Below are 17,942 nucleotides of genomic sequence, written 5' to 3'. Positions count from 1 at the left end.
GGGTGGCTGACGGGGATTGAACCCGCAACCCCCGGTGCCACAGACCGGTGCTCTAACCAATTGAGCTACAGCCACCATGTGCCCTGCATCTTAACCGCAACGTGAGAGTGAATCAACAACCGCAGACCGCAGCCCCTTACTTGGCTCGGTCCATGTACTCCCCGGTGTTCGGATTGACGCGCACCTTCTCACCGGTTTTCACGAATTCCGGAACGTTGATTGTCACTCCGTTCTCCAGCTTCGCGGGCTTGGACGATGCGTTCTTCGTCGCAGTCTTCATCACTCCGGCGGTGTCGACAATCTCCAGCACCATCGAATTCGGGAGCTGAATGCCAATCGGCCGGCCATTGTAGTACTCGGCTTGGATCTTCATGCCGGACTGCATCCATTGGGCATTGTCGCCGAGCGTCTCGGAGTCCATCTCGAGCTGGTCGTAGTTCTCCGTGTTCATGAAGTGAAACGTATCTCCACCCTGATACAGAAATTCCAGATCGTGAGTCTCCATCGCGGCGCGCTCAACAGTGTCCGCGGCACGAAAGCGGTGCTCGAAGTTGGAACCGCTGCGGAGATTTTTGAGCTTGGCCTGCACCATCGCGCGAAGGTTGCCCGGTGTGTGATGACGGAACTCGATCACCCGGCAGGGATCACCTTCGAAAACCAGGACCATACCTCTGCGAATCTGAGTAGCTGGGAATGCCATGAGCGCGGATCCAATTAATACCGCAGGCGCGCGCCATCTCCGGCAAGGCGGGAAATGCACGAGCTGCGTATCGGTGAGTCAATTCAGGCGTAGCCCTCAAAATTAACCCCGCACCCGCAACCGGTAAACCTCTTCCACAACGGGCCGCAGCACCCGCCACACGTTGGCCGCCACGATCGCCTCGCCGCGAACATTGGGATGAACGCCGTCCGCCTGATTGAATCCGGCTTCTCCCGCTACTCCATCGAGAAGAAACGGCACGAGGGTCAAGCCATTGCGACGTGCCACCTCGACGTACGCGCGGCGAAACCTTGCAGTGTACGTCTGGCCCAGGTTGGGTGGTGCCTCCATCACCGCCAGCAGTATTCGGGCTGCAGGCTGTGCGCCTCTGATGCGCAAGACGATCGCCGACAGATTGGCCTCCAGCGAATCGGCGTTCAGCGCGCGCAACGCGTCGTTGCCGCCGGTCTCGAGCACGACGATATCCACCGGCCGCTGCATCGTCCACGAAATTCGCCGAAGCGCGCCGGCCGACGTTTCTCCCGAGAGCCCGGCGTTGATGGCTGTAATCGGCAGCGAGTCTGCGGCGGCATTTCGCGCGATGAGGTTTGGAAACGCCTGCCCGGGATCGAGCCCGTAACCCGCGGTGAGGCTCGTTCCAAAGAAGAGCACAGTAACTTTCCCCCGGGCTGCATCGACAGTGTCGGTGTTGCCCTCATCGCGCTGCTCTCCGGAACGTGCGACCTGCCCGGCCGCCTCGCGATTGTCATCGCTGGATTCGGACGGCGTCGCATCCACGTTTGTATCAGGCTGGCACGCCAGCACCGCAGCGGTCAAACAGACAATCAAGATCTTCATGCTCATTGCAAGAGAAGTTACACGGGAATATCGCAGCGGAGACCATCAGCTCGCGGTGCTTCGGAACGTTTCGTTCACGATACCACAGGGAGGATTCGTCGCGATCGTTGGGCCCTCAGGCAGCGGAAAGACGACGCTTCTCGGCCTGCTGGCAGGTCTTGATACTCCCACGCGAGGCAAGGTGATCCTCGACGGCCACGACCTTGGGGCAATGTCGGAGAACGAACGAGCCCGCCTCCGCGGTGAGAAGGTGGGGTTTGTTTTCCAGAGCTTTCAGCTGATACCGACGCTCACCGCCCGCGAGAACGTGCAGGTTCCACTCGAGTTGCAAGGCGTCGACGGCGCAGCTGCCCGGGCCAACGAGCTGCTTGACAGGGTGGGACTGAAAGATCGCGGTCACCATTTTCCCATGCAGCTCTCAGGCGGTGAACAACAGCGCGTGGCCATCGCGCGCGCCTTTGCAAACTCCCCGCGCATTCTGTTTGCCGATGAGCCCACCGGAAACCTCGACGCCGCAACCGGCATACGCGTTTTCGATCTTCTGGAGGCGCTGAACCGCGAAGGTGGATCGACGATCGTCCTCGTCACCCATGACGCGGTTCTCGCCGAGCGCGCGGCCCGTACGATCCGGCTCGCCGATGGCGCTGTCATTTCCGACTCGGCAACCGAGGCCGCTGCGTGACCACCAGCGGCCGCGCATCGTTCCGCCACATTGCCAGCCTCACCTGGCGCGAGAGCCGCTCCGCACGACGGCGCCTGCTGTTGTACATGTCGGCTATCTCGCTGGGCGTCGCGGCACTCGTCGCAATCGATTCATTCGCAGGCAACGTCACCCGCTCCATCAGCGAGCAATCCAGAGCACTGCTCGGCGGCGATCTCTCGTTCGGATCACGCCGCCCGTTCAGCCCCGCTCAGAAAAAGCTTCTCGACTCGCTCGCGACCACACAGCGCGTCACTTATGCCAGAGTGACCACGTTTCCGTCGATGGCGCTCGTTCCGCGCTCCGGCGCAACGCGTCTGGTACAGGTTCGCGCGGTCAGCTCGAATTATCCGTTTTACGGAGTTATCACCACCGAACCGGCGGGCCGCTGGAAATCACTTGGACAGGGCGCTCACGCGCTCGTCGATCCGTCGCTGCTCATCGCGCTGAATGCCACGCTCGGTGATACCATCACCCTGGGCTTTGGCAGATTCGCAATTGCGGGAGTATTGAAAGACGTTCCTGGTACCCCGGGGGTAGCCGAACTTATCGGACCCCGTGTGTTCATCCCCGAGCGGTATGTCGCAGAGACGCAGCTGCTGACATTCGGCAGCACCGCCGATTACTCGGTGCTGGGACGACTGCCTGCCGGAACGAACCCAGTTAGCGCCATCCGCCCGTTGCGCGAGTCGTTCGAAAAAGCCCAGGTGCGGGTCCGCACTGTGACCCAGAGCGAAGAGAACACCACCGATGCCATTCAGCAGTTATCGCGCTTCATCGGCATCGTCGGCCTTGTTGCGCTGCTGCTCGGTGGCGTTGGCGTGGCGAGTGGCGTTCGGGCATTCGTATCGCGGAAGATCGACACGGTTGCCATACTGCGTTGCATCGGGGCGTCGAGCGGTCAGGTGCTGGGGATGTACGTTGCGCAGGCAGCGGCAATGGGCATCGTCGGCGCCTGCGCGGGGGCCGCACTTGGAGTGGCGATTCAGTTCGGGCTGCCGTCGGTATTCGGGGAGTTTCTTCCTGTCGATGTCGTCGTACATGTAGAGCCCGGCGCAATACTCACCGGTGTGATCATTGGCGGCTGGATCGCCTTGATCTTCTCACTGAGGCCGCTGCTGGCACTCCGGAACGTGTCGCCGCTTCAGACACTCAGGCGAGATGCGGATTCCGAGATTCTGCGATTGCGCTGGAACGACTGGCCGCGGCTGGCCGTCGATGTCGCGCTCGCTGCCAGCGTCGTTGCAATCGCCCTGCTCCGCGCGGGTGACATCGAGCAGGGGCTGTGGATCAGTGCAGCGACATTTGGTGTGATCGCAGTTCTCACGCTGAGTGCAATGCTTCTGTCGTATGCAGCCCGTAAGTCGATTCGCCCGCGCTGGCCGTATGTGCTGCGGCAGGGGGTCGCCAATCTCTACCGGCCCGCCAATCAGACGAGATCCGTGGTTCTGTCACTCGGCTTCGGCGCTTTCCTGATAACGACCTTGTATCTCGTTCAGAGCAATCTGCTGCGCCAGGTGGATCTCAATATTGAAGGGTCGAACGCGAACCTCGTCTTCTTCGATATTCAGGAGGATCAGGCGGCGCGTGTGGATTCGCTGGTACGCGCACGCGGTCAGGTGCTGCAGACTGCCCCTGTCGTGACTATGAGAATTGCCGCGATCAATGGCCGTACTGTTGAACAGATTGTCGCCGCGAGCGTGGCGAGCAGACGCGGCGACTCGGCACTGCGTGCCCGCGGTGATGTCGCAGCGGACGATGCATCCGATTCCTCCACTGATCCTCAGCCGAGCCGGGATGTGGACCGCGCGCGGCAAACCTCCCGGCCGCCGGCAGGGGCGACGACAACACAGCGGCGGCCGTCCGGGCGCCCTTCCTGGGCATTGCGTCGCGAATACCGGTCTACCTACAGGGATACCGTTACGTCGGGAGAGAAGATTGTCGACGGAAAATGGTTCGCGGCCGCCTCGCTGCGTACCGGGGCCGATACCGGCGAGGTATCGTTCGAAAAGGATGTTGCCGATGAGCTCAGGATCAGGGTCGGCGACGTGATTATGTGGGACGTGCAGGGAGTGGGAATTCCGTCACGGGTCACGAGCCTGCGCGAAGTGACCTGGGCGCGCTTCGAGCCAAATTTCTTTGCCGTCTTTTCGCCGCCTTCCCTCGAAGCTGCGCCAAAACAGTTTGTGCTGCTGGCGAACGTCCCGGGTAAGACCGTCGTGGCGGGTCTTCAGCGCGATATTGTTTCGCGATTCCCGAATGTGTCGAGCCTCGATCTTTCGTTAATCAGGGAGACAGTCGCACGAATTGTCAGCAAGGTGTCGACTGCAATCCGGTTCATGGCATTGTTCAGTCTTGCGATCGGAATCCCGGTATTGTTCAGCGCGGTAGCGGCCACACGGAGGGATCGCATCAGAGAGTCAGTGCTTCTCAAGACGCTCGGCGCTACTCGCGGGCAGATCATGCGGATTCTGCTTGCTGAGTACGTATTGCTGGGACTTCTTGGCAGCTTGACCGGGCTGTTGCTCGCTATTGGCGGCGGCTGGGCGCTGACGCACTTTGTTTTCGGCAACACATTTTCCCCGGCCCTGGGGCCCGCTCTGGCGATTGCCGGGTCGATGCTCGGCCTGACCGCTGCCATCGGCCTGCTCGCGGGCCGTGACGTGTTCCGGGAAACGCCAATGACCGCGTTGCGCGAGAGCTGATGCCATGGGGCTTGCGTGGAACGATTCTTCCTGTGTGCATACTATCATAGGGCCGGGTATTTCTTGCGGGACTGCAGTCCGGCTGCTATCAATTGCCCGTGGTAGCCGAACCCGTCGGACTACCCCCGGCATCCGACCTCTTTCCCCACTCCTTATGATGGCCAGAATCAGTCGATTGTCTGTATCCCGCAGGATCACGATCGCGTTCCTTCTCGTGAGCGCGGCCTGTAAGGATGGCACCGCTCCCCCCGCCGCGGCGTCAATCAATGCGACGGAGGCAAACGCACCGACCGCCACGGCGGGAATCGTGCTCGTTGCGGCACCCTCATTCGTGGTCAAGGATGCGAGCGGGAATATTCTGGGCGGGGTGCCGGTCACCATCACGGTGACGTCGGGCGGCGGTACGCTCACGAACGCGCCAACGCAGACGGTCGCCGGAGCGCCTACGCCAATCGGAACGTTCATACCTGGGAAGGTAGCGGGCCCCAACACGATCACCATCACAGTGGGGAATCTTGCCCCGATTGTCATAACGATTATCGGAACGGCGGGAGCCCCAGCTTCGATCGCCGTTCTCTCCGGCGACAATCAGCTCGCGCTCGCCGGTACAATCCCTCCGGCCGACATACGGGTGCAGGTGCGCGATCAATTCGGGAACGGTGTTCCTAACACTCCGGTGATTTTTACGGTGGGCAACGGAAGCGGAACGGTGTCGAGTGCGCCGGTCAACACCGATGGCACCGGCGTTGCGACTTCTCCCCCGTGGCAGCTCGGCCGGAGCGCCGTGCCTCAGATTCTGCAGGCCACCGCGGGCTCGCTGACGGTTGTCGTGACGGCGGCGGTGCTATCGAGCTATCACCCGGAAATTCGCTTCTTCGGGCCGACTCCCGCCGCAGCTGCGATGACGGCGTTCACCTCCGCTGCGGCGCGAATCAGGGCGAGCATCGTTGGAGATATTCCTGACTTCAACAACTTTATCGCTACCCCGCAAGATGTCAGTGCGTGCGGCCCGACAGGAGTAGTGCTCAACGAACCCATAGATGATGTAATCATCTACGCCACTGTGGTTCCCATCGATGGTCCCGGCAGGATACTCGCAAGCGCGGGTTCGTGTTTATCACGACCCGGATCGCTCCATACCATTATCGGAACCATGCGATTCGATGCCGACGACATCAACGGGCTGGCAACTTCGGGGCGGCTGGATGATACGGTTCTCCACGAGATGCTGCACGTTGTTGGCATCAACAGATTCAAGTGGGAGCCCAAGGGCCTCATTGCCGGCGCAGGCACGCCTGAAACGCGATACACCGGCGTGCTGGGCGTTGCTGCATGCGTTACCCTGGGGGGGGCGGCGGTTTGTCCGGGAAGTGTTCCACTGGAGAATACGGGTGGGCCGGGCACGGCTGACAGCCACTGGCGCGAGACAGTTTTCGATTCAGAGCTGATGACTGGCTTCATCGAAGGCCTTGTGGGAGGAGTCAGAATCCCGAACCAGTACAGCCTGATGACGATTCAGGCGCTCGCCGATCTCGGTTACACGGTGAATCCCGCTGCCGCAGATCCGTACACGGTTCCCACCCCTGTTGCCGCACCTCTTCGCCAATCTGCCAGCAGCGACGCTACACAGGCGTGGGAAGTTCTGCTTCCGCCGCGCCTGGAAGTCACGCCTACCGGCGGCATCCGCACTTTGCGGGTTCAGTGAGCGGCACGGAAGCAACTAACGTGAACAGCCTGGAGAATATCATGAAGTTCGCAAAGCGAAGGACTGTGCTGACGGCAATAATCATTGGCTACGCCGGCGGCATCGCCGGCTGCTCGGGTGGAGGCGACGACGCTGCAGTGGATACCGGTGCTGCGGCGATTGACACCGGTGCCGCAGGCATGAATACACCCACGGACACAGCGGCTCCCGCAGTGATGCCGCAAACGGTGCCGCCAGCGGCCGACACTGCCCCCTCGCAGAGCGCAGTCAGGCGGAACCTGCCTCCCGTCGCCGGAGAAACCGCCAAGCGGCCAGCGACTGATTCAAGGGAGCGCGACAGCGTGACGGCCCCTGTACTTGAAATCGGGGAAGACGGAAAGGTCAGGCCTATCAAGCGATAGTCTGCGCAGTACAGAGAACAAGAAGAAGGGCCAGCCGCGAATCGTAGCTGGCCCTTCTCCGTTTCCTCGAGGTGGCGCTGATACCTGAGCCGCAGCAGCGCCCTGCTATGCCGCCCGCGGCAGCGCTACTGCGCGCGAAGAATGTAGAACGTCGCTCCGGTAAAGCTCGCCGCCGTCACGGCATCGAGATTCAGGAACCGAAAGCTCCGCGCGGGCGCGCCAGCAGCTCTCACAAACCGGAAATAATTGCCGGAGGCAGATCGCGCCTTGAGTGGTGGCGACACGTACGAACCACCGGCAATCTGATTCACAAGGAGCGGATACGTTCCTGAGTTCAGCGCCGCAACGTTGCTCCTCATGTTGTAGGTCTTGTAAGTGTATTTGACGGCGAGATTGGGGATCCCCAGGTCGTCGGCGTAGTTGGCAACCATCCAGCCCGCGACAAGGGTGTCGAACGGTACGCCGCCGCCGATGCGCTTGAGCAGGTTCGACACGCCCGTGTCGGGGGAAACTGCAAGCGCCTTCGTAAAGGCCTTGATGTCGCCGCCAGGTGCATAATGGTCGGCCGTGTGCCTGAGGAAGGCCCAGGCCGCTCCGCGGGCCGCGAGTGAGCTGTCAGCAAGCGAGCTCGTTGGCGCATTCGGCCCCGGATTCTGCAGGTAGAGCCGGAACCGCGCAAAATTCTGGAAGAAGTAAGCGTTGTAGTCATTGCGATTGCTCACCAATCGTGTGAAATCGGCATTCTCCGCCTCTCCAATCTGCTTCAGCGCCCTGCCCGTCGCATCTTCAGCAAAGTGGGCCATTGCCTCGTCGAGCCACACGGATTCAAAGTCATCGACGACCACGGGTGTCCGGATTCGCTCCGACGCATTGATCATGTGCTGGAACTCGTGCGCGATGGTGCCACGGGTCCCCTGCCTAACGTCAATGGTCTTGCGAACGTTTCCGTTGACGGAGCCATCCGGATCGGGCGCCAGCACGTAGAAAACTTCGCCGACGTTGCTTTGCGCACATGAGTTCTGACCGCTCGCCGGAAAGAGATCGCCGGCGAAGAAAAACCCTCCAACGAAACCGCCGGGGTTACCCATCGGAGTGAGTTTGTTGACCTCCGGCGTGTAGAGGATGATAACCCGGCCATTGTTGTCCAGGTCGAGCGGCGTGCCGAAGTACGAAACATCGGTGGGGTAGATCAGATTGTCGAACTCATCACCGATAGCCTGGAAGTCCGCGGCAGTGAAGCCTCCACCGGGAGATGCATCGTCCGTGTAGATGATCGCGCGGGTGCTGATGTACTGCACAGTCGCTGTGATGCTCGTGAACTTGGAACATGACTGCGGAACCTTGAACGGCGTCTTCTCTCCAACAACGGGTATCGCAGCCAACTGCGAGTACCTGAGTGCATTGCTTGCCGTTCGCTCACGAAATGCGCGCTGGCCACCGGGCAGATCAAGCACCTGACGCTCCATCCGTCTGATTTTCTGCTCGAACGTCACCTGCAGTGCCCCCCCGAACGATGGCTCGGCGGCCGTCAGCGACGAGCGGATCATGGCAGGCGTCGCCAGGAAATTGCTCGAAGGTACGGTCTCTCCTTCGTCAGACTTGATGATGTAATCCGCGACAATATCAGGAAGCGCGTTCGCATTTGCAGCTATGACCACGTGGTCGGATGCCGCTGCGGTCGAGGATATCTTGATGCAACCTCTGGTCTGCGCAGAGCTCAGGACGCGAACGCCACCAGGAGCAAGGTCGACCACCGTCGGGCCACCCAAGCAGGACTGTGCTGGTGCAATCACGATCACGGTCGCAGTGCCAACGATTCCATCGACCTTCCCCTGAATCGTCGCGGTACCGGCAGAGACCCCGCGTATCACCCCGGCCGCGGTCACGGTCGCGACGTTGGGGTTGAGACTGGTCCATTCAATGGTCTTGCCAGTCAGAGCGTTTCCGCTCTGGTCCTTCACGATTGCAGTCGCCTGGGCGGTCTCGTTTACAGAGATCTGCGTGGGCGCGAACGTGACGGCAACCGACGACGTAACCGGCGGACCGACTGATTTATCGCCACTGCAGGCGATAACGAGGAGCGCGGCACCCACTAAACGGAACTTGTGCATTTAGATACAACTCCTCATCGCATGGTTGAGTCGGGCATTCGCTAACGTATAGTACTACACATTAGACGTATCAAAGGTACACGCTGGGAGAACCGTTATCACTTCCCGTTAACTGCGTGGTCAAGCATTCCGCTGCGCACCTGCAAACGCGGGCCCGATATCGGCAAAAAATTCATGGACGTACCTGCTCAACCCGCCTCAAAGACGGCGAAAGACCAGCGGCAGGCGCGTGATTTTTGACTCGGTAATAGTCAGTCCGGTGTTCGTGATTGTGCCAGCAAGCTGGGGCGGGGCAATGCACACTTCGGTGTCCCGGCAGTCGAACGCTATTTCGACACGGCCACCCATGCGATGGTAGGTGAATGTGGCGCGCGCGAGCCTCATTGTCCCCTGATAGGAGTCATACACAGTACGGCGTTCACCGCTTCCGTTAACGTCAAACGCGATGGTGTCGGCATGAATGCGGTTGGCGGATTCGGCAATGGCCGAGTATGGTGCCGGGAGCGACCTTTCGGAGATGGATTCCAGGATGTAGATGTCTCCATCGAGCGGCGCCACCGCCGACTTGCACCCAAGCAGCATGATGGCCGCACTCATTCGTATACTCCTCAACTTCAACCCGCCGGATTTATGCATGAACCCTCGTGCTGTTGGTCCTTCGCAGTACGACGGTATGGTGCACCTGCGCATCGTTTACGTCAAGCGAGGGTGACTGTACGCCTGAACACCGCGTTGATCGCCACCCTGGCTGCACTGGCGTCGTCATCGTTCGCCGCTGCTCAGCCTCCAGCCCCATCGGCTGCGTCGCAGAATCCTTCGCCAATGGTGGAAGAAACACGGCCCCATGAGCGTCTTGCCCCGAGGGCGATCGAGGGAGATCGACGCTCATTCGTTGGGCCTGGGGGCAGGCGCGTCGAGCTTCTGGTGCGCAATAAAGCGCGAGTGCGCAAAACCGTCGATATTGTTGTTCACTTCCATGGCGCCGCGTGGGTCGCGGAACAGGCGGTTGCTGAACTTGACGAACATTCGGTCACGGTGGTCGTCAACCTTGGCGCCGGCTCGGGAGCTTACCATGCCGCCTTCGCCGATGGTACCGCATTCGAGTCACTTCTGGCCGGAGTTACCCGGGAGGTATCGGCGGCGATTGGGAAACCAACGCGGATCGAACGTGTAACGCTGGCAGGGTTTTCCGCTGGCCACGGGGCCGTGCGTGCAATCCTGCGCGAACCCCGCCACTTCGCAGCCGTCAGCGCAGTGTTGCTGCTCGATGGCATGCACACCTCGTACTTGCCCAGCGGCGCGATGCTTGCTGCCGGCGGCACATTGGATCCGACAAACCTCGTGGAGTTCGCTGACTTCGCCCGGGCCGCGCAGCGCGGTGAAAAGCGCTTCATGGTTACGCACTCGGAAATCTTTCCCGGCACTTTCGCCAGCACCACAGAGACGGCCAGCTGGCTGCTACGCGCGCTCGGTCTCCGTCGCAGGCCCGTCATCAAGTGGGGCCCCCGCGGGATGCAGCAGCTCAGCGAAGTCCGCTCGGGCCACTTCCAGCTGCTCGGCTACGCCGGCAACTCTGCTCCGGACCATGTCGACCACCTTCACGCGATGCCCGAGCTCCTTGCGCAGACGCTCAGAAAGTGATCTGACGACGGGCCCCGTCGATGCTTCGCTGCGCGGGTTGTCGACCTCGAGGCGGTTACTTCGTCCAGATCAGAATGCTGCCGCAGTTGTTCATTCCTTGCTGGAATTCCGGTGGAGTGCCGAGTCCCGGGTATATCTCGATACCCCCAACATCATCGGGGTCCACCCAGACGTCGATGTCCTCAGCGGTGAGGCCTCCGACGTTATGGCCGTCGAGGTAGATCGACGGCGAGCACCACTCGGCCATGTTGCCTCGAACGAGGATTTGCCTGTCCAGGGCGGTTGCGCCTGATGCAACCCTGACGCCCGACATGTTCCGAAATAGGTCCGACGTTACGATCGGACGCTGCCGCGAAATATCTTCAGCGGTAAGGTAGCGTCCGAGACCTGCGCGCCTTCGGTGCTGAAACCCGTTGCGATCACGGTCGTACACCCGACGGCTTGCCAGAATCTTGACTGTGTCCAGTACAGTCTTGAGCGTAGAGAGCGTCAGGTGGATTGGCGTGGCACTGGTTACAACGTCGACGCGGCGACGCTCAGGGTAGTAGCCGACCGCGCGCACCTCGAGCATCCGTGTGCCGCCAGGCGCTTGCACGATCGTCCATTCTCCGCGCTCATTGGTCCGGGCTTCAGGGCCGTCGGTAAGGCTGACCTGCGCACCCGCCAGCGGTTTTCCCCCCGCAGTAGCCACCACTGTGCCACTCAGGCGTCCATTGCCCCGGCGCACGGTGCGGCTCGGACCTGCAACTGCATTCTCCCCAGAAGTGACCCCAGCGACAGGCGCGTTCGTAGTAGTAACGAGCCCAGCGGCAAAGGCCGCCCCCGCCGCCCCAATGTAGAGGTCATGCCGCAGCAACCCCTCGGCTGGAACCTGAACCTCGATTACGGCCGTGCTGTCAGCTCCACGGTTGGCTACAAGCTCTATCGTTCCGTCACTTGGCAAGTTGCACATGGCGAACCAGCCGTTGGTTCCAGTCGTTGCAACCAGAGATGGAATACGCCGGGCGAGTCCGTCTCGCCTGAAGGAGAGCTCGAGCCACTCTCCCTTTACCCTGGCGCCGGCTACGGGCGCGCCATCCTGTGCATTGCGGACGATGCCAATCAGAAAAACATCGGATTTCGACGCCGGCTTTGCCCCGCAGATCGCGGCACGAAGCCTTGCCGGGGACGGGATGGCCAAATCAGCGCGAACGACACGTTGCCCATCGACGTTCACCTCGCGCAGCGGCGCGTCCACGCCAAGCGAGTCGAGCATGGGATGAAAAAAGCCCAGCATGAAACGGCCGTTCGGGACATCGCTCAGTGAGAACCGGCCAATGGAGTCCGAGACCGCAGTGCGATTGATAGCGGCCCCGCCTTCGGCTGCGACAAGCTGAACGATCGCGCCGACAAGCGGAGTGCGCGCAACGCTGTCCCGCACAAGACCGCTCACGGTGGCGACAGGATCACGATGGGAGATGGCCGGTGCCTGCCCGGTAATGAGCCGAGCCGGCAACATCAGTAAAACCAGCAACCCGAGCCTCATGCGATTGGTCGCCTCGCAATCCGAATGGCGGTCGATAAAACCCCGGAGGAATTACCGGGGTTTCGTCAGCTTTTCTTACCTGTTCGCGTCATTATCGAGAAAGGGACGGTTGACGGCTGTCGTCGAAACGACTGTGATGTCACCTCTGGCACCGATCGTATAGACCCGCCCTGCTACGAAGGAGACCGCGGCTCTGGTGATGGCATTCGTCGCGACCCCCGTGTAACGCGTGCTTAGATCGTAGACGCCGTTCGGTACGGCCGTGAATGCGCCCGCCGACTTGTAAGCGACGGACGAGCCGAGGGCCGCCTCTGTCATGGTCGTCGTGTTCCTCGCGTACAACGTCATCGGGTTGGCATTCGAAATCGCATTGACGAATCGTACGTAGGCGACGGAATAATCCAGAGTGTTGACAAAATTATCCTCGACGATGAAAGCGTCCGCGGCTTTCCCCGCGGCATTGTAGAATCCACTCTGGTAGTAGGAATAGCGCTTGCCTTCGGCAATGTTTACGGTCGCCTTGGAGATAGCCAGATCCTTATCGGTCACGGCTGCGATCTTCCCGGAGAGAGTGTACTGGCCAGGCGCAATCGCGGAATAAAATCCGCCCGCGCCCACACCACCGTATATGGTTCCCGTAACTGCCTCTGCGCCCGTTGCTGAGAAGATTGCGGTCACCTTGGTATCGTTGGCGTAGAAATGGACGCCGGGCGCGTTCACCGCGAAGTTGAAGAACTTTACGCTGGCGCCTGGAACGACCCCCGTGATGTCCTGCACGGCATTCTTTTCACACGATGCCAACAGCGCGGCGGACAGGAGCGCTGCCACTGACATGTATCTGTTCATTGTCATATTACGGTTGAGTTATCCATAACGGCTTGGTGTGATAATCCAGAGCGAGGCCGCCGATCGCGTCCAGCCCTGCCCTGTTCCACACGTACTCCGAGTTGTACCTCGGCCTGATGCGCTGTACGAGCTTGCCCCCATTGTCCCCATAGAGATTCGTGGGGGGAGTGAATCCAGGAAAGACCTGTTTGCCGCTTGCAGGATCGATGTCCGTGTAATGATACCGGCGCATATCCATCCAGAGCTCATTGTGTCCCCAAGCCCACTGGGCGATGTACTTCTGGGACATGATGTGGGTCAGCGTCAGAGCGCCCGCCGCCGGGACAATCTCCGGCGATGCGAGAAATGCTGCTTTCTCAGCCGCGCTTATCTGGGTGGGAGTCTGATTGTTGTCAGCATTCCTTGCATTGACAAAATCGATGTGAGATGAGACTGCGTTCCGATACGCAAGCAAAGCCGTTGCTCTGTCTCCCATGCGAAACGCGGCTTCCGCCTTGATGAACTGCAACTGCGAGTAGGTCATTGCCGGCATCTTTGCCTTGTCGTCGAACAGATAACGACCGGGCAGCTGCCCCCCTCCGGTTCCCGCATACCCGTAAAAATTATTCGGCTGCTGCGTTGTCGGGAGACCGCCAAAACTGACGACGTTCGGATCAAGGCCGCGGAATTGGCCGTCCGGTGACGGCGACAGCATGCGGCTCATCCGTGGGTCGACAACTCCCCCGAACTGCACTCCGTTCATCAGATTCACCACGAACTGGGTCTGCCTGTAGCTGGTGAAATTATTCCTTGTTCGACCCAGAAAATTGATGTCGTCATTGTTCGTGTTCGGATAAGTGAGCAATGCGTCATCGATGTTGCCCGTGAACGACTTATCTACCGCGGCGATCACTTCGGCGGGTCTGTATGAGGCCTTGTTGGAATAGTGGTTCAGGTTGAGCGCCAGCATTCCGTGCGCCAGCTTCAACCACTTCGAGCGATCACCGTTGTAAATCTTGTCGCCCCTGGCGAGAAATGTCTGATCGGTAGCTCCCCCGGAACGCTGCAGCAGGCCGATCGACTCTTTCAGCAGCCGCTGTACTTCCTGATAAGCGTATTCCTGGGTGTCGTAGTTGAATGTGAACTTCGACTGGTCGATGGCTTCCTTGACGATGATTTCGCCATGGAGATCGGTCGTTGCCTGCCAGCCCCACGCCTTCAGGATATAACCCACGCCAAGGAGGTCCCAGCGCTCCTCGGCCTCCGCCTTGGTATTCATGTCGACGAGATTCTGACCCAGTGTCCAGTAGACGTCCCGGAATTGCTGACCACCGTTGTCACTCGATGGATCGTATCCCATTCTGTCCCATGTCGACAGAAACGTGCCCGGCAGCGTGAACTGCTGCGTGTAGCGGGCAACGAAGCGGCCGTCGAACTGGGGTGACGTCACCATCCAGTGCAGCATCGGCGGCAGGTATAGATTCGCCGAGACGCTCTGTGGCGCGTTCGGATTCGTATTGACGTCCAGGAATTCGTCACAGCTCGTCAGGCCGAGAACGCCCACGAACAGTGCTGCATATCGTCTTTTCATTAGAAGCCCACCTTGATTCCGAAGTTCATGCCGCGAGGCATGGGGAAGTTGCCGAAGTCGATACCCGTTGCTCCCGACCCACCAACCGCTGCGGTATTACCGTTCACAATCGGGTCGAGTCCAGAATAGTTGGTCAACAGGAAGAGATCCGTTCCTGTGACGAACACGCTTGCATTTCTTGCGAACCGCTCAGGAAGCGCGAGGCGGAGCGTCACATCCCTGAGCCGCAGCCAGTTGATGTTTTTCTCGATGAACAGCTCTTCGCTGATGTTCGTGTAGTACGACGGTTGAACAGCTGGAATCACGACGATGGTGTTTGCCGTCGGGTTGGCAGAATTTTCCTTGCCGTCTCTCAGCACACCCGTAATCACCCGCGGCTGGTCCCGGTCGAGTGTCCGCGGACTGAGCCCCCTCGCGGTAAGAAACTGCTCCGTCGCGTTGAATACGTCTCCGCCCTTCCGTATGTCGAGCAGGAAGTTCATCGAAAGCCGCTTGAACCGGAACGTGTTAGTCAGTCCAACCGTATAGTCGGGCTGACGATCGTAGCCGGCGTCGATGAAAGTCGTCGATCGTAATGGAAGGCCACTGGTCGGATCGATCAGCAGGTCGCCCTTCGTATTGCGAAGATAGAACAGACCGGTCAGCGATCGCGTCGACAGGCCCGGCGCCGTCCCATTCCTCACATTGCCGAAGAGCCAGGTGTCCGAGACATAGGACTCAGGCAACGCATTCGGCAATGCGAGCACCTTGCCTCTCGATCTGTCGAAGTTGGCCAGAACATCCCATGAAAAACCGGCCCTTTGTACGGGAGTCCCGCGCACCGTCACTTCGACGCCCTGATTTCGCGTGACGGCGCCGTTGAGATTGAAAAGAATGAAGCCGGTCGCGTAGCTGCCGCGGATGTCGTTGACGATCTGATCCTTGGTCTGCTTACGGTAATAGGTCGCATCGACTCCGATGCGATCTTCCAGAAAGCTCAGCTCGGTTCCGACCTCGTATGAGCGCGCGAACTCAGGCTTCAGATCGAGGTTCGGGCCAGTAAATCCATACCCGTAACCACCGTTGGCGGTCGTCTTGAACTCCAGTGACGGCCGGTACGCGTAGGGTCTCGCATCCTTGCCGACTTCGGCGTAGCCCCCTCTCAGCTTGCCGGTCATGAAGCGGCCGATGCCCGGAAATGCATCGGAGAAGACGAAGCTCGACGAAATGGAAGGATAGAAGAACGAGTTCTTGTCCTGCGGAATCGTGGACGTCCAGTCATTCCTGCCCTGAAGCGTCACGTACAGGTACTTCTTGTAATCGAATACCGCCTGCCCGTAGAGACCCACCAGACGGCGCTGCGAGATAGTGGTCCTGTTGATTCTCAGATTCGTGTTGTTAATCGACGAGAAGTTCGGGTCCAGAAAATCCTGACCTTTGAGTGCATCCGTGTTCGACTTGTAGTCAGAAATCTGATTACCCACCAAACCACTGATCGAGATGCTCCTGGTGAGAGCGCGGCTGTTCAAGTTGAGCAACGTTTGCGCGTTGATGCTTCGCGTGACGTCGGCTGCCTGGTCGATAATACCATTGACGGTAGTGCCGTACGCGCTCTCGGGGTGCCGCACGATCTGGTTCTGGTTGGTGTAGCTGTCCGCGCCAATGTTTGTCTTGAGATTACCCCATGAGAATGGAGTCAGGATAAGGCCGAGGTTGGCGATGATGCGGTTGTTCTTGGAATTGATCTTGTTCTTCAGGACGTTGAAGTACGGGTTGTCAACTTCGGTCGATGCGGCGAGGTTCGACACTCTGCGCCGGGCGCCCGCTGCAGTCAGGTAATCCTTCGCGTCGTCGGTCTGCGGCCACAGCAGCAGGCCGATAAGCGGACCGTTGTTTCCCTTGTACGGCTGATCGTTGTTCGCGTAGGTATAACCCATCGAAAGATCCGCGTTCAACCAGTTGGTAACCTGGGCTCGCGAAGCGCCAGTGACGTTGATCCTGTCATACTGCGAGCCTGGGACGACTCCCTCTTCCTTCGTAACGGCCGTCGCCACACGATAATTGATCTTGCTGTCGGAGGATGCTCCGCTGAAAGACAGATTGTGCTTCTGGGTCAAAGCCGACCGGAAGAAACCGTCGATGTTGTCGTAAAAAACAGTCTCGGTGGGGTACGGGGTGCCGAAGTACGAAAGCGCGCCGTCGTCAGTGGTCCGGCCGTATACCCGCTGGGTTTCGGGATTCGCTCTCGTGCGTTCCATCCGGAAGCTGTTGCTGTATTGCATCCCTCCAACGCCAGGTTTGCCGCGCTTGGTAGTGATGACAATCGCGCCGTTTGCGGCATCGATGCCGTAGAGAGCGGAAGCTTCCGGTCCCTTGAGGACGACCAGACTCTCGATGTCCTCGGGGTTGAGATCCGCTGAACGGTTGGTGAAGTCGACGCCGCGGTTATTGAACGCGGTCGTCGATCCCGGCGCGTCGGATGCCAGCACCCCGGTGTTGAGGGTCTTGTTGTCCATCGGCAAGCCGTCGATGATCATAAGCGGCTGATTGCTGCTGCTGATCGAGCTGACGCCTCGGATGGTGATCGATGACGAGGCTCCCGGAACGCCCGAGCTGCTCGTCACTTCGACGCCAGCGACGCGTCCCTGCAGCGCGTTCACAAAATTCTCTCTTTGCGTTTCCGCGATCTCTGCGCCCTGAACCGCCTGCTGAGCGGTGCCCAGCGACCTCTGCGTGGCGGTGGCGCCGAGCGCGGTGACAACCACGGCGTCGAGACTGGCGGCAACCCTGCGAAGCCGAACGTTGATGACATTGGTCGCGCCGGCCCCAACAGTACGTTCTTCGGGCGCGGTTCCAATGTATCTGAACTGGAGGACCTCGCCGGCAGCGGCGCGAATGGAATAATTCCCTTCGCTGTTGCTCGTGGTGCCCGTACGTGTCCCCTTGACGATAACCGCTACTCCGGCGAAGGGAGCACCCTGCTCAGTCGTGACCTTACCGGTAACTGTCGCCTGCTGTGCAGAGACTTGACCAGCGAACAACGCTAAGCCCATCAATACCATGACGAAATGTTTCTTCATAACGACGTGTACCGGTTGGGTAGAGAGTGAGTAAAACTTCAGCTGCCGGTCGGAAGCGATCCTGCCGGGTTCTACAAAGGATTCGAGCCTCACAATGGTCGCATGTCGCACAGCCCAGTGC

At 59.9% G+C, this 17,942-nt stretch carries 13 protein-coding genes and 1 tRNA gene; 5 read left to right on the top strand and 9 right to left on the bottom strand.

Annotated elements, in window-relative coordinates:
• Position 1 precedes the first annotated feature (1 nt).
• From WKF55_14470 to WKF55_14460, 3 genes are all read right to left on the bottom strand, one after another.
• Positions 2–75: transfer RNA gene (locus WKF55_14470), tRNA-His, on the bottom strand.
• Positions 76–136: 61 nt separating this feature from the next.
• A complete protein-coding gene (gene efp, locus WKF55_14465; protein ID MEJ7760785.1) occupies positions 137–700 on the bottom strand; it encodes an elongation factor P in 564 nt (187 codons plus the stop codon).
• 102 nt (positions 701–802) lie between these two features.
• Positions 803–1,558 (bottom strand): arylesterase, encoded by a 756-nt coding sequence (locus WKF55_14460; protein ID MEJ7760784.1) that lies wholly within the window; start codon positions 1,556–1,558, stop codon positions 803–805.
• On the opposite strand from WKF55_14460, the gene WKF55_14455 reads away from it, so the two are divergent.
• From WKF55_14455 to WKF55_14440, 4 genes are all read left to right on the top strand, one after another.
• Positions 1,557–2,240 (top strand): ABC transporter ATP-binding protein, encoded by a 684-nt coding sequence (locus WKF55_14455; GenBank protein MEJ7760783.1) that lies wholly within the window; start codon positions 1,557–1,559, stop codon positions 2,238–2,240. The genes WKF55_14460 and WKF55_14455 overlap by 2 nt on opposite strands.
• Complete coding sequence (locus WKF55_14450; GenBank protein ID MEJ7760782.1) at positions 2,237–4,963, top strand: FtsX-like permease family protein; 2,727 nt, start codon at positions 2,237–2,239, stop codon at positions 4,961–4,963. Before WKF55_14455 ends, WKF55_14450 begins: the two co-directional genes overlap by 4 nt.
• Before the next feature lie 175 nt (positions 4,964–5,138).
• Complete coding sequence (locus WKF55_14445; GenBank protein ID MEJ7760781.1) at positions 5,139–6,668, top strand: leishmanolysin-related zinc metalloendopeptidase; 1,530 nt, start codon at positions 5,139–5,141, stop codon at positions 6,666–6,668.
• Positions 6,669–6,709: 41 nt separating this feature from the next.
• The gene (locus tag WKF55_14440; GenBank protein ID MEJ7760780.1) at positions 6,710–7,069 is read left to right on the top strand and encodes a hypothetical protein; all 360 of its coding nucleotides are present in this window, start codon (positions 6,710–6,712) and stop codon (positions 7,067–7,069) included.
• Between the two features lie 125 nt (positions 7,070–7,194).
• On the opposite strand, the gene WKF55_14435 is transcribed toward WKF55_14440, so the two are convergent.
• A complete protein-coding gene (locus WKF55_14435; GenBank protein MEJ7760779.1) occupies positions 7,195–9,180 on the bottom strand; it encodes an Ig-like domain-containing protein in 1,986 nt (661 codons plus the stop codon).
• A 198-nt stretch (positions 9,181–9,378) separates the two neighbouring features.
• Positions 9,379–9,777, bottom strand: a complete 399-nt coding sequence (locus tag WKF55_14430; protein ID MEJ7760778.1) for a hypothetical protein — start codon at positions 9,775–9,777, stop codon at positions 9,379–9,381.
• A gap of 111 nt (positions 9,778–9,888) precedes the next feature.
• Between WKF55_14430 and WKF55_14425 the strand changes: the two genes are divergently transcribed.
• A complete protein-coding gene (locus WKF55_14425) occupies positions 9,889–10,821 on the top strand; it encodes a hypothetical protein (GenBank protein MEJ7760777.1) in 933 nt (310 codons plus the stop codon).
• Positions 10,822–10,876: 55 nt separating this feature from the next.
• Here WKF55_14425 and WKF55_14420 read toward each other — a convergent pair whose 3' ends face one another.
• The 4 genes from WKF55_14420 to WKF55_14405 form a co-directional block, all read right to left on the bottom strand.
• Positions 10,877–12,319 (bottom strand): carboxypeptidase regulatory-like domain-containing protein, encoded by a 1,443-nt coding sequence (locus WKF55_14420; GenBank protein MEJ7760776.1) that lies wholly within the window; start codon positions 12,317–12,319, stop codon positions 10,877–10,879.
• Positions 12,320–12,421: 102 nt separating this feature from the next.
• Positions 12,422–13,192: a hypothetical protein gene (locus WKF55_14415; GenBank protein MEJ7760775.1), complete on the bottom strand. Its 771-nt coding sequence runs from the start codon at positions 13,190–13,192 to the stop codon at positions 12,422–12,424.
• A gap of 7 nt (positions 13,193–13,199) precedes the next feature.
• Positions 13,200–14,762, bottom strand: coding sequence for a RagB/SusD family nutrient uptake outer membrane protein (locus WKF55_14410; GenBank protein ID MEJ7760774.1), 1,563 nt, complete (start codon positions 14,760–14,762; stop codon positions 13,200–13,202).
• Complete coding sequence (locus WKF55_14405) at positions 14,762–17,821, bottom strand: SusC/RagA family TonB-linked outer membrane protein (protein ID MEJ7760773.1); 3,060 nt, start codon at positions 17,819–17,821, stop codon at positions 14,762–14,764. The genes WKF55_14410 and WKF55_14405 overlap by 1 nt, the downstream gene beginning before the upstream one ends.
• Positions 17,822–17,942 lie beyond the last annotated feature (121 nt).

The sequence above is a fragment of the Gemmatimonadaceae bacterium genome (assembly GCA_037721215.1).
In the GTDB taxonomy this organism is placed as follows: Bacteria; Gemmatimonadota; Gemmatimonadetes; order Gemmatimonadales; family Gemmatimonadaceae; genus UBA4720.
This window is presented reverse-complemented; position numbering and strand designations above follow the sequence as displayed.